This is a genomic window from Mycolicibacterium iranicum (assembly GCF_014190915.1).
GTDB lineage: Bacteria > Actinomycetota > Actinomycetes > Mycobacteriales > Mycobacteriaceae > Mycobacterium > Mycobacterium iranicum_B.
Map to the genome: position 1 here is coordinate 248,518 of NZ_JACHVU010000001.1, position 12,403 is coordinate 260,920.

Sequence of the window (12,403 nt, forward strand, 5' to 3'; positions counted from 1 at the left end):
TCCAGGAAGAAATCGACGCTCGGCCAACCGCCCGGTTGGTACGCCGTCGGAAATTGCTCACACTCGTCTTGCGTTGAAGTTACCGAGCGGTATAGTCACACGCAGTTACTGGTGGGTAACTTATCAGACGAGTACCCAACCGCATGTGGCGTTCTCATCGAGGAGGAATCGTGGGCCACTACAAGAGCAATGTCCGTGACCAGGTATTCAACCTGTTCGAGGTGCTCGGAGTCGACAAGGCGCTCGGACAGGGCGCCTACGCCGACCTCGACGCCGAGACGGTCGTCGAGATGCTGGGCGAGATGGCCCGGCTGGCCGAGGGCCCGGTCGCGGAATCCTTCTCCGAGGGTGACCGCAATCCCCCGGTGTTCGACCCCAAGACGCACTCGGTGACGCTGCCCGAGGCGTTCAAGAAGTCCGTGCGCGCGGTCACCGACGGCGGCTGGGACAAGCTGTCCATCAGCGAGGAACTCGGCGGCGCGGCCATGCCCAGCGTGCTGTCGTGGGCCCTGCAGGAGCACATCCTCGGCGCCAACCCCGCCGTGTACATGTACGCGATGGGCGCCGGCTTCGCCGACATCCTGTTCCATCTCGGCACCGAAGAGCAGAAGCAGTGGGCCAAGTTCGCCGCCGAGCGCGGCTGGGGCTCCACCATGGTGCTCACCGAGCCCGACGCGGGCTCCGACGTCGGTGCCGGCCGCACCAAGGCCGTACAGCAGCCCGACGGCTCGTGGCACATCGACGGCGTCAAGCGCTTCATCACGTCGGCCGACTCCGACGACCTGTTCGAGAACATCATGCATCTGGTGCTGGCCCGCCCCGAGGGCGGTCGCCCCGGCACCAAGGGTCTGTCGCTGTTCTTCGTGCCGAAGTTCCACTTCGACCACGAGACCGGCGAGCCCGGTGAGCGCAACGGCGTGTTCGTCACCAACGTCGAGCACAAGATGGGCCTGAAAATCTCGACCACCTGTGAGCTGTCGCTGGGTCAGCACGGCGTGCCCGCCAAGGGCTGGCTGGTCGGCGAGGTCCACGACGGCATTGCGCAGATGTTCGACGTCATCGAGCAGGCTCGAATGATGGTGGGCACCAAGGCCATTGCGACGCTGTCGACCGGTTACCTGAACGCATTGGCCTACGCCAAGGACCGCGTCCAGGGTGCCGATCTGACGCAGATGACCGACAAGACCGCTCCGCGCGTGACGATCACGCACCACCCCGACGTACGCCGCTCGCTGATGACGCAGAAGGCCTACGCCGAAGGTCTGCGGGCGCTGTACCTGTTCACCGCCACGCACCAGAACGCCGACATGGCCCAGGCCGTGCACGGCATCGACGCCGAGCTGGCGGTCAAGGTCAACGACCTGATGCTGCCGATCGTCAAGGGTGTGGGTTCGGAACAGGCCTACGCGAAGCTGACCGAGTCTCTGCAGACCTTCGGTGGTTCCGGCTTCCTGCAGGACTACCCGATCGAGCAGTACATCCGTGACGCCAAAATCGACTCGCTCTACGAGGGCACCACGGCCATCCAGGCGCAGGACTTCTTCTTCCGCAAGATCGTCCGTGACAAGGGTGTGGCGCTGGCTCACGTCGCCGGCCAGATCGAGCAGTTCGTCAAGGCCGAGACCGGCAACGGCCGCCTCAAGGCCGAGCGGGCACTGCTGGCCACCGCACTGGAGGACGTCCAGGGCATGGCAGCCTCGCTGACCGGTTATCTGATGGCTTCGCAGGAGGATTCGGCCAGCATCTACAAGGTGGGCCTGGGTTCGGTGCGCTTCCTGATGAGCGTCGGCGACCTGATGATCGGCTGGCTGCTGCAGAAGCAGGCCGCTGTGGCGATCGAGAAGCTCGACGCCGGCGCGACCGGTGACGAGCGCGCCTTCTACGAGGGCAAGATCGCCGTGGCGTCGTTCTTCGCGAAGAACTTCCTGCCGCTGCTGACCAGCACCCGTGCCATCGTCGAGAACCTCGACAACGACATCATGGAACTGGACGAAGCTGCGTTCTGACCGCAGCTGGACCTCCCCGGTCCCGAGACGCCCCCGGACTCTTCCCGGGGGCGTCTTGCATTCCGGGGCCGGGTTTCCCGGCGGCGTCGGGGCTTGCGGTTCAGGGCTTGCGACTCTGCGTGATTCGCATCAGCCCCACCACGAGGAAGCAGGCGGCCGCGACGCCCTTGACGTAGCTCGACCATCCGGTGCTGTCGAGGGCCAGCGTCGCCATGAACGCGGCGAGGGCGATCATCGACGCGCCGAGGTACAGCCGCGTTCTGCGGGCCCGCTTCGTCGGGTTGGCCTCGCGAGGGGCGATGGCCGCGAACGCGAAGAGGCCGACGCTGGCCACGAAGGTCAGCAGCTGCACCACATTGAGCACCGTCATGCGTACTTTCTAGCCGCCGGCGCCCGCGCCTCACGAATCGAGGTAGGTGAGGACCGCGAGCACGCGGCGGTGATGGGCCTGCGACGGCGGCAGGTCCAGTTTGGTGAAGATCGCCGAGACATGCTTCTCCACAGCGCTCTCGGTGATCGAAAGGTGTTCTCCGAGGGCGCTGTTCGAATGGCCCTCGGCCATCAGCGCCAGCACCTCGCGCTCGCGTGCGGTCAAGCGGTCCAGCGTCGAGGCACGCCGGCTGCCCATCAGCTGCCGCACCACCTCGGGGTCGAGCGCGGTGCCACCCGCCGCGACCCGCTGCACCGCGGCGTCGAATTCGGCGATGTCGGCGACCCGGTCCTTGAGCAGATAGCCGACGCCCTCGGGGTTTCCGGCCAGCAATTCGGTCGCGTACCGCGTCTCCACCCACTGCGAGAACACCAGGACGCCGGTGTCGGGCCGCGACCGGCGCAGCGCGACCGCCGCCACCAGACCCTCGTCGGTGTAGGTCGGGGGCATGCGGATGTCCACCACCGCGACGTCGGGTGCGAACTCGTCGACTGCGGCCAGCAGCGCGTCCGCGTCGCCGACCGCCGCGACGACGTCGTGCCCCCGCTCACGGATCAGCTGCGCGAGCCCCTCCCTGAGAATGGCGCTGTCCTCGGCGATCACGATGCGGGTCACTGCCCTGCCCCCGGCGGAACCACGACGGTGACGACGGTGGGGCCACCGGCCGGGCTGTCGACGGCCAGGCTGCCGTCGAGCATCGCGAGCCGGTCGGACAACCCGGCCAGGCCCGACCCGCCGCCGACCTGCGCACCGCCACAACCGTTGTCCTCGACGATGATTCGCAGCTCCGCCGGTTCGCACGTGACACGGACCGCAGCCGCGGTGGCCCCGGAATGGCGGGACACGTTGGCCAGCAGCTCGGCCACGCAGAAGTAGGCCATCGTCTCGACCCCGATCGACGGCCGCACCGTGAGCTCCACCGAGACGTCCACCGGAACCGGGGTGCGCGCCGCCAGCGTGTGGATGGCCGGGCCGAGGCCGAGATCCAATGCCGGCGGACGGATTCCGCGAATGAGGTCACGCAGCTCGGTCAACGTCTCCTTGGTGTTGGCCAGCGCGCCCGACACCAGCTCCCGCGCCGGGCCGGATTCGCCTGCGGCCGTGAGGTGTTCCTCGGCGCGCGCCAGGGCCATCGCGACCGTGATCAGCCGGGCCTGCGTGCCGTCGTGCAGATCCCGTTCGACACGCTGCAGGGTGGCGGCCGCGTCGTCGACCACGCCGGCGCGGGCCTGTTCCAGCTCGAGCACGCGGCGTTCGCGCGCGGTCGGGCCGAGCAGAGCGCCCGCGACCCAGACGTGCGCCCGGCCGAGGCCCAGCATGATCCAGGCCAGCAGGTAGAGCGCCACGACACCGGCGAGCGCGAACAGCAGGTACGCGCCGAGGGAGTCGACCGGTTCGCCCAGCGAGATGAAGGGCTCCCCCGACACCGCCCAGGCCACGGGTGAGACGATCAGCGCCGCCGACATCACCACGCCGACGACGACGGCGTAGCCGAGCGGGGTCATCAGCACCGCGTGCAGCGCGAGGAAGCCCAGGCTGCGCCACCCGACCGTGTCGGTCAGCGCTGCAGCCACGGTCTGCAGCCGCCCGGCCGGGCGGACGAAGGGCGGGGGCGCCTCGATCGTGGCCCCGGTCAGCCGCGCCAGCGTCCGGAAGAGCGAGTTCCAGGCGCGCCCGCTCATGACGACCAGGGCCAGTAACGGGATGCCGACGAGAGTCACGATCAGCAGCGCCGAGGCGAGGCCGACGCAGAACAGGAAGACCACGGCGACGATCGCCAGCACGGCGACCAGCAGGAAATACAGGTACATGCGCCACGCGGATGGCCGTAGCGGGGTGAGAAGTGTTGCGGCCCAGTCGGTTCGGGCGGGGGCAGTCAGGGGTTCCGTCACGGTCGTCACGTTCACCATGCTCGCCCGCCCGGCCGGTCGGATTCGAGGGTGCTGCCCGGCGTCTTGACCCTGGGGCCAGCCCCACCCCGGACACAAGGGCGGGTTCGGGAGGACCTGTGGGTGCGACCCGTGTGGGTTTCGCGGCCGGCTCGCATCCCTTGCCGACTCTTTGATCCAGTCACTCCCGAACCCGTCGTGCGATCGATGCTACGCCTGGGTGCACCTGCGGAAAAGGGGCAATCTCACGAGATCTGCCGCAGCAGTGCGCGGGTGCGGTCCCGCCCCTCGGAGGAGCTGTCGAACACCGCGCCGACGTACTCGTCGACCCCGGCGTCCGCCAGTTCTGCCAGCCGGTCGCGGACCGTCGCCTCGTCGCCGATGATGGCGGCGTCCTCGGGTCCGGCGTAGCCCTCCCGGTCGAGCATCGCGCGGTAGGACGGCAGCGTGCCGTAGACCGCGAACTGTTCGGCGGCCTGCGCGCGGGCGGCGTCGACGTCGTCGGTGACCGCGATCGGCAGCGACGCGACGACCCTCACGGCGCCGTCGGGCCGCCCCGCGTCGGCCGCGGCCTGACGCAGTGTGGGGCTGACGTGGTCGCGCAGCGTGGTGGGCCCGGTCATCCAGGTGCAGGTGCCCTTCGTACGGCGACCCGCCAGCCGCAGCAGCTGCGGGCCGAGCGCGGCGATGTAGACGTCGGGCTCAGGCGCACCGGGGATGACGAGCGCCCCGCGGGTGGTGACCGTCTCGCCGGACGCATTCGCCGGCTGCCCGGCCAGCAGCGGCAGCAGCCCGTCGAGGAACTCGTTGAGCCGGCGGACCGGTTTGTCCCACGGGATGCCCCACATGCCTTCGGTCACCGCGGCGTGGGTCATACCGAGCCCGAGGGTGAAGCGCCCTCCCGAGGCCAGGCTGACGGTCAGCGCACGCTGGGCCATCTGCATCGGGTGCTGGTTCTGGATCGGGACGACGCCGCTGGCGACCTCGATCGTGTCGACCTCGTGCAGCGCCACGGCCAGGATCGTCAGGAGGTCGGGTTCGTAGGGCAGCTGGCTGATCCAGACGCGGCCGAAGCCTTCGTCGCGTAGCTGGGAGAGGTAGGCGATGGTGGCGTCGACGGGCGAGCCGCCCAGGCCACTGATCTGTCCGAACATGCTGATCTGCATGCCCTCAAAATAAGAGCCCCGTGTTGCCGTCGGGTCGGGGGGTCAGACGGCAACACGGAGCTATCTCATGTATCGACGACTCACGAACGGGCGTTACAGCGTTCCGAAAGTTTTTCTCGGGAAGTTTTTTCGGACGCCTCCCCGCGGGGTCGCGGCTAGGCCTCGAGGATCGCCGTCACACCCTGCCCGCCCGCGGCGCACACGGAGATCAGACCACGCACGGGGCCCGACCCCGAGGACGCCGCCTTCTTCTCGGCGAGCTGTTTGGCCAGCTGGGCGACGATGCGGCCGCCGGTCGCCGCGAACGGATGGCCCGCGGCCAGCGAGGAGCCGTTGACGTTGAGCTTGGTCCGGTCGATCGAGCCCAGCGCCCCGTCGAGGCCCAGCCGCTCCTTGCAGTACTCGTCGCTCTCCCAGGCGGCCAGCGTCGCGAGCACCACCGAGGCGAACGCCTCGTGGATCTCGTAGAAGTCGAAGTCCTGGAGGGTCAGCCCGTTGCGGGCCAGCAGCCGCGGCACCGCGTAGGTGGGCGCCATCAGCAGACCGTCGCGGCCGTTGACGTAGTCGACCGCCGCGGTCTCGCCGTCGACGAAGTAGGCCAGCACCGGGATCGAGCGCTCGGCGGCCCACTCCTCGGACGACAGCAGGGCCACCGAGGCGCCGTCGGTCAGCGGGGTGGAGTTGCCGGCGGTCATCGTCGCGTCGCCGTTGCGCACGCCGAAGACCGGCTTGAGCTTGGCGAGCTTCTCGGGCGAGGAATCCGCCCGCAGGTTGTTGTCGCGGTAGAGACCGAGGAACGGGGTGACGAGGTCGTCGAAGAACCCGCGGTCGTACGCGGCGGCCATGTTGCGGTGGCTGGCCGCGGCCAGCTCGTCCTGGTCGACGCGCTTGACGCCCATCTCCTTGGCGGTGATCGCGGCGTGCTCGCCCATCGACATGCCGGTGCGGGGCTCGCTGTTGACCGGGATCTCGATGCCCAGGGCCGCGGGCAGCTTGCCGACCAGCTTCAGCCGGTCGACGTTGGACTTGGCGCGGCGCAGCCCGAGCAGCGCCTTGCGCAGGTCGTCTCCGAACGCGATCGGCGCGTCCGAGGCGGTGTCCACGCCACCGGCGGCAGCGACCTCGTAGCGGCCCAGGGCGATGCCGTCGGCCGCCGCGATGGTCGACTGCAGGCCCGTTCCGCAGGCCTGCTGCAGGTCGAACGCCGGCGTGTAGGACGACAGCGAGCTGCCCAGCACGCATTCGCGCATCAGGTTGAAGTCACGGCTGTGCTTGAGCACCGCACCGCCGATGACCGCACCGAGCTTCTCGCCCTTCAGGCCGAAACGGTCGACCAGACCGTCGAGCGCCGCGGTGAACATGTCCTGGTTCGACGCCTGGGCGTAGGCGCCGTCGGAGCGCGCGAACGGAATCCGGTTGCCTCCGAGAATTGCTACCCGGCGGGTTGTCTTGCTGTCAGCCACGTCTGCCTCCCGGCTCGCTCATGAGGTGTCGAGGGTCATACTACCCACGGTTCTTACTCTGGAGTAAGTTCGTGATGGATGCGACAGGGTTGGGTAACCCGAGTCGCGACGTTGAATTACCCAGATTTCCGCCAGGTCACCTGAAAGGCAGCGCTGTGGCTTCCGATCTCCTCTCCCAAGTCGTCAACTCCGGGCCGGGCTCCTTCCTGGCCAAGCAGCTCGGCGTCCCGCAGCCCGAGCCGTTGCGCCGCTACAAGCAGGGCGAACCGCCCCTGGCAGGCTCGCTGCTGATCGGCGGCGAGGGCCGCGTGGTCGAGCCGCTGCGCGCCGCGCTGGCCGACGACTACGACGTCGTCGCCAACAACCTCGGCGGTCGCTGGGCCGACTCGTTCGGCGGCCTGGTCTACGACGCCACCGGCATCACCGAGCCCGAGGGCCTCAAGAGCCTGTTCGAGTTCTTCACGCCGCTGCTGCGCAACCTCGGCCATTCGGGGCGCGTCGTCGTCATCGGCACCACGCCCGAGGAGACCGACAGCGTGCACACGCGCACCGTGCAGCGCGCCCTCGAAGGCTTCACGCGCTCGCTGGGCAAGGAGTTGCGCAACGGTTCCACCGCCGCGCTGGTGTACCTGTCCGCCGACGCCAAGCCCGCCGCGACGGGCCTGGAGTCCACCCTGCGGTTCCTGCTGTCGGGCAAGTCCGCCTACGTGGACGGCCAGGTCTTCTACGTCGGGGCGGCCGACGCGACGCCGCCCGCCGACTGGGACAAGCCGTTGGCCGGCAAGGTGGCCCTGGTGACGGGCGCGGCCCGCGGCATCGGTGCGACGATCGCCGAGGTGTTCGCCCGCGACGGCGCGAAGGTGATCGCGGTGGACGTCGAGAGCGCCGCCGAGGCGCTCGCCGAAACCGCCGAGAAGGTCGGCGGCACCGCGCTGGCCCTCGACGTGACGGCCGAGGATGCGGTGGACCGCATCACCGAGCACGTCAAGGAGCACTACGCGGATCTCGGCGGCACGCTCGACATCCTGGTCAACAACGCGGGCATCACCCGCGACAAACTGCTCGCGAACATGGACGAATCGCGGTGGGACTCCGTCGTCGCGGTCAATCTGCTTGCGCCGCTACGGCTTTCCGAAGGCCTGGTCGGCAACGGGGTCATCGGCGAGGGCGGCCGAATCGTCGGGCTGTCGTCGATGGCCGGCATCGCCGGCAACCGCGGGCAGACGAACTACGCCGCGACGAAGGCCGGCATGATCGGCCTGACCGACGCGCTGGCCCCGCAGTTCGCCGAGAAGAACATCACCATCAACGCGGTCGCACCGGGGTTCATCGAGACGAAGATGACCGAGGCGATCCCGCTGGCCACCCGCGAGGTGGGCCGCCGGCTCAACTCGCTGTTCCAGGGCGGTCAGCCCGTCGACGTCGCCGAGGCGATCGCCTACTTCGCCAGCCCGGGCTCGAATGCCGTCACCGGCAACACGATCCGGGTCTGCGGCCAGGCGATGCTGGGCGCGTGAGCGCAGCGGCGAAGCGAACAGAGGACCGGACACATGGGTGACAACCAGCAGCCCTCGGGGCTGAAGAACCTGGCGCTGGCGGCCGCGGGGGCGCTGCCGTTCATCCCGCGCGGCGACACGCTGCCGACGCGGACGTTGACCGTGGAGGACCTGCGCATCGACCCGGCCACCGTCGCCGAGTACGCCGCGGTGACCGGGTTGCGCTTCGACAACGCGGTGCCGGTGACCTATCCGTTCGCGCTGACGTTCCCGACCGTGATGTCGCTGATCACCGGGTTCGACTTCCCCTTCGCCGCAATGGGTTCGGTGCACATGGAGAACCACATCACCCAGTACCGGCCGATCGCGGTGACCGACACCGTCTCGGCGGAGGTGCACGCGGAGAACATGCGCGAACACCGCCGCGGGCTGCTCGTCGACGTGGTGACCGACGTCAAGGTCGGCAACGAGCCGGCCTGGCATCAGGTCACGACGTTCCTGCACCAGCAGCGGACCAGCCTGTCGGACGAGCCGAAGGCGCCCCCGAAGAAACAGCCGAAACTGCCGCCGCCGAACGCGGTCCTGCACATCACCCCGTCCCAGATCCGGCACTACGCGTCGGTGGGCGGGGACCACAACCCGATCCACACCAACGGCGTCGCCGCCAAACTGTTCGGGTTCCCGACGGTCATCGCCCACGGGATGTTCAGCGCCGCGGCGGTACTGGCGAATGTCGAGGGTCAGCTACCGGATGCGGTGAAGTACTCGGTGCGGTTCGCCAAACCGGTGGTGCTGCCCGCCAGGGCCGGGCTCTACGTGGACCGGACCGCCGATGGCTGGGACCTGACGCTGCGGCACCTGACGAAGGGCCACCCGCACCTGACGGCGACGATCTCTAGCTTGAGATAGCGGCGGTGGCGTCGACGTCTCCGGCATCCGACGACGCCGACGGGGCGCCCTTGAGGCCCAGCCAGAACAGGTTGATCATCAGCTCGGACGCCTCGTCGACGTCGGCGTCCCCGGTGCTGACGCGCGAGGCCACGGCCTCGCCGGCCCCCACGAGCGCGACGGCCATCATGTCGAAGTCGGTGTCGGGTTCGGGGAACTTGGTCCCGGACCGCAACAGCCGCCCGACCAGCTCGATGATGCGTTCGCGGCCTTCCCGCACGGTGTGCGCGAACGCCTGCGAGCTGGTGGCCTGGGTGTAGAGCACCATCCAGGAGGCGCGGTTGGCGTCGATGTACTTCAGGAACGCCAGCACCGCGGTCCGCAGCAGCTCCTTGGGTGCGGCGCTGAAGTCGATGTTGCTGTTCACCTCGTCGACGAAGCGGCCCAGCTCACGGTTCAGGCACGCGCCGAACAGCTCTTCCTTGGAGCCGTAGTACAGGTACAGCATCGGTTTGCTGATCTGCGCCTCGGCGGCGATCGCGTCCATGGACGTCTCGTGATAGCCGTTGACCGAGAAGATCTCCACGGCCGCGTCGAGCATCTGCTGCTCACGGACGGCACGCGGCAACCGCTTGGTTCCACCTGCCATTCCGCGAACCTCTTTCCACCGATCAGCGACGTATTGCCTACCACAGGGTAAGCAATGGCCGGCCGATCAGCCGCCGCAGCGCGGTGACGGGCCCTTCGTCGCAACGATCCTCATCACGGAGCCGTCCACTCCCGACATCGTGAGCTCACCTGCGCCGACCGCCTGCTCCAGGCGGTCGAGCACCGCCGGAACCTGGTCGGTGGACAGCCAGAGCGCCATGTCGGCGCCCGCCTGCAGCGATCGCAGCACCGCGTCGGCGATGCCGAACCGGTCGGAGATCGCCTGCATCCCGGACAGGTCGTCGGTGAACACGGGGCCGCCGAACGGCGGGCCGCCGTAGTTGCCGGACCGCAGCAGTGCGTACGCCGCGGGGCTCAGGCTCGCGGGTTCGCTACCGGTCAGCCCCGGCACCTCCATGTGCCCGACCATGACGCCGACGGGCGCCTGGGCTGCCAGCGTGCGGTAGGGCACCAGGTCGCTGTCCATCAGCGCGTCAAGGGGCGGGGTGACGACGCTGCCCGCGTGCGAGTCGCCCGACCCCGAGCCGTGCCCCGGGAAGTGTTTCAGGACGGGCAGGACGCCCGCCTCGCGCAGGCCGCGCGCGTAGGCCCCGGCGTAGTCGGTGACGGTCGCCGGGTCGGCGCCGAACGACCGGTCGCCGATGACGGTGTCGTCCGCGGCACCGGTCACGTCGACCACCGGCGCGAAGTCGACGGTGATGCCGAGGTTGCGCATCTTGCGGCCGCGGTCCAGCGCGATCGCGTACACCTGCTCGGGGGTGTTGCTCTGGGCGAGCGCCCGCGCGGACGGCTGGGCCCCGATGAGCCCGGACAGCCGCGACACCCGGCCGCCCTCCTCGTCCACGCTCACCGACAGCGGCAGCGGGCCGGCGTTGGCGATGTCGGGTAGCGAGCCGTCGGTCAGCATCGACATGTCGGTCCAGCTGCCGATCATGACGCCGCCGACGTGGTGCTCGGCGGCCACCGCGCGGGCATCGGCCGCGCCGGTCACCCCGACCATCAGCAGCTGCGCCAGCTTGTCACGGGTCGACATTCCCGCCACGACCGCGGCCGGATCCCCGCATGCGGGGGCCGCGGGCGCCGGGGCGGCCGGGAACGGCGCAGGCAGGGGGCCTGCAGCCATCGACGGTGTGGCGTTGACGGTCGGCGGGCCTGCCGGCTCGGGCTCGGCGGCCGACGTGCAGCCGGCCAGGAGCGCGGAGGCCGCCAGGGTGCCGATCATGGCTTTCGGGACGATCCGGAGGGCGGACATACGTCCCGACACTAATGGCAGTGGAAGCCCCGATCTATGCCGTGGTCGTCGAGCCAGGATCGTTCCCCCCTGGCCATGATCTGCTCGACGTGGTCACAGACGGCGTCGACCGGGTCGGCCGCAGGGCCGACTCCCAGGGCTTTTCGCAGCTGGGGAAACTGGTCGGGGGCCACCGTGACCCAGTATTCGTAGTGGTGGTCCGGGTCGCCCAGGTAGGCGGAGTCCTCGCCGTGGAAGGTCAGCGCGCCGTCCTCGCCGTAGCCGACCCACACGCTGCACGTGCCCGAGCGCCAGAAAGGGTGCTGCCCGGTGGCCATGACCAAATATTCTGATACCCGATGACGTGCAGCGAGCAGGAGTGGCGATGACCGGCCCCGTGCCCCGGGACAAGAAGACCGTCCTGCTCATCGCGTTCGACGGTTCGCAGACCGCACGCCGCGCCGTGGAGTACGCGGGCCGGTTCCTGACGGCCGACCGGGCTGTGGTGCTGACCGTGTGGGCGCCGCTGGACCGAGGCTCCGACCCCGGTTCGTACGACTTCGACCTCGACGGCCCCCCGGACCCCCGCGACGACGACGAGGCCGACATCGCCCTGGCCGAGGCGCAGCGCATTAGCGACGAGGGCCTGGACCTGGCGGTCGCGGTGGGGTTGCCGGCCGAACCCCTGCGGCGTCCGGTGACCTTCACCGTGTGGCAGACGATCATCGACACCGCCGACGAACTCGACGCCGACCTGATCATCACCGGCACCAGGGCCACGACGGGATTCCGGTCGCTTCTGCAGTCCAGCGTGGCCGACCACGTGCTGCGGCGGGGGCACCGACCGGTGCTGATCGTGCCGCCCGAGCCCTGATCGCGGCGCTCCGGGCCGTGTCGCGCCGCGTGCTAGGTTGGCCGCATGGATCGGTTCCTCGTGCCCGCCGCAGCCAGCATCGTCGTCGGCCTGCTGCTGGGCGCGGCGGCCGTGTTCGGTGTGACGCTGATGGTGCAGGAGGATTCCAAGCCTCCGCTGCAGGCGGGCGATCCGGCGTCCTCGGTGCTCAACAGGGTCGAGTACGGCGACCGCACGTAATTCCCCGGCCGCCACACCCCCGCCCGCCGAGCCTGATCCCCCGGTCGCTCCGCTCCTGCCCGCCGAACCTGA

13 protein-coding genes are annotated in these 12,403 nt (G+C 69.5%); 5 read left to right on the forward strand and 8 right to left on the reverse strand.

Annotation, left to right across the window (positions count from 1 at the left end):
- Window positions 1–170: 170 nt before the first annotated feature.
- On the forward strand, window positions 171–2,006 hold the full coding sequence (locus FHR72_RS01120) for an acyl-CoA dehydrogenase (RefSeq protein WP_183466063.1): 1,836 nt from the start codon (window positions 171–173) through the stop codon (window positions 2,004–2,006).
- Window positions 2,007–2,106: 100 nt separating this feature from the next.
- On the opposite strand, the gene FHR72_RS01125 is transcribed toward FHR72_RS01120, so the two are convergent.
- From FHR72_RS01125 to FHR72_RS01145, 5 genes are all read right to left on the reverse strand, one after another.
- A complete protein-coding gene (locus FHR72_RS01125; RefSeq protein ID WP_183466064.1) occupies window positions 2,107–2,376 on the reverse strand; it encodes a hypothetical protein in 270 nt (89 codons plus the stop codon).
- 30 nt (window positions 2,377–2,406) lie between these two features.
- Entirely contained in the window at window positions 2,407–3,051 is a 645-nt protein-coding gene (locus tag FHR72_RS01130; RefSeq protein WP_183466065.1) for a response regulator transcription factor, read from the reverse strand.
- The gene (locus FHR72_RS01135; protein WP_183466066.1) at window positions 3,048–4,346 is read right to left on the reverse strand and encodes a sensor histidine kinase; all 1,299 of its coding nucleotides are present in this window, start codon (window positions 4,344–4,346) and stop codon (window positions 3,048–3,050) included. The genes FHR72_RS01130 and FHR72_RS01135 overlap by 4 nt, the downstream gene beginning before the upstream one ends.
- A 224-nt stretch (window positions 4,347–4,570) precedes the next feature.
- Window positions 4,571–5,491, reverse strand: coding sequence for a TIGR03564 family F420-dependent LLM class oxidoreductase (locus tag FHR72_RS01140; RefSeq protein WP_183466067.1), 921 nt, complete (start codon window positions 5,489–5,491; stop codon window positions 4,571–4,573).
- A gap of 155 nt (window positions 5,492–5,646) precedes the next feature.
- Window positions 5,647–6,954, reverse strand: coding sequence for an acetyl-CoA C-acetyltransferase (locus FHR72_RS01145; RefSeq protein WP_183466068.1), 1,308 nt, complete (start codon window positions 6,952–6,954; stop codon window positions 5,647–5,649).
- 155 nt (window positions 6,955–7,109) lie between these two features.
- Here FHR72_RS01145 and FHR72_RS01150 point away from each other — a divergent pair, with 155 nt between their 5' ends.
- Window positions 7,110–8,471, forward strand: coding sequence for a 3-oxoacyl-ACP reductase (locus FHR72_RS01150; RefSeq protein ID WP_311736013.1), 1,362 nt, complete (start codon window positions 7,110–7,112; stop codon window positions 8,469–8,471).
- A gap of 33 nt (window positions 8,472–8,504) precedes the next feature.
- A complete protein-coding gene (locus FHR72_RS01155; RefSeq protein ID WP_183466069.1) occupies window positions 8,505–9,359 on the forward strand; it encodes a MaoC/PaaZ C-terminal domain-containing protein in 855 nt (284 codons plus the stop codon).
- On the opposite strand, the gene FHR72_RS01160 is transcribed toward FHR72_RS01155, so the two are convergent.
- The 3 genes from FHR72_RS01160 to FHR72_RS01170 form a co-directional block, all read right to left on the reverse strand.
- On the reverse strand, window positions 9,346–9,987 hold the full coding sequence (locus tag FHR72_RS01160; protein WP_183466070.1) for a TetR/AcrR family transcriptional regulator: 642 nt from the start codon (window positions 9,985–9,987) through the stop codon (window positions 9,346–9,348). The two genes, FHR72_RS01155 and FHR72_RS01160, sit on opposite strands and share 14 nt — an antisense overlap.
- A gap of 66 nt (window positions 9,988–10,053) precedes the next feature.
- The gene (locus FHR72_RS01165; protein WP_183466071.1) at window positions 10,054–11,259 is read right to left on the reverse strand and encodes a glycoside hydrolase family 3 N-terminal domain-containing protein; all 1,206 of its coding nucleotides are present in this window, start codon (window positions 11,257–11,259) and stop codon (window positions 10,054–10,056) included.
- Window positions 11,260–11,270: 11 nt separating this feature from the next.
- Complete coding sequence (locus FHR72_RS01170) at window positions 11,271–11,576, reverse strand: hypothetical protein (RefSeq protein WP_183466072.1); 306 nt, start codon at window positions 11,574–11,576, stop codon at window positions 11,271–11,273.
- A gap of 47 nt (window positions 11,577–11,623) precedes the next feature.
- Here FHR72_RS01170 and FHR72_RS01175 point away from each other — a divergent pair, with 47 nt between their 5' ends.
- Together FHR72_RS01175 and FHR72_RS01180 are read left to right on the forward strand one after the other, a co-directional pair.
- Window positions 11,624–12,112, forward strand: a complete 489-nt coding sequence (locus FHR72_RS01175; protein WP_183466073.1) for a universal stress protein — start codon at window positions 11,624–11,626, stop codon at window positions 12,110–12,112.
- 45 nt (window positions 12,113–12,157) lie between these two features.
- Window positions 12,158–12,331, forward strand: coding sequence for a DUF2613 domain-containing protein (locus tag FHR72_RS01180; protein ID WP_183466074.1), 174 nt, complete (start codon window positions 12,158–12,160; stop codon window positions 12,329–12,331).
- Window positions 12,332–12,403: the final 72 nt, after the last annotated feature.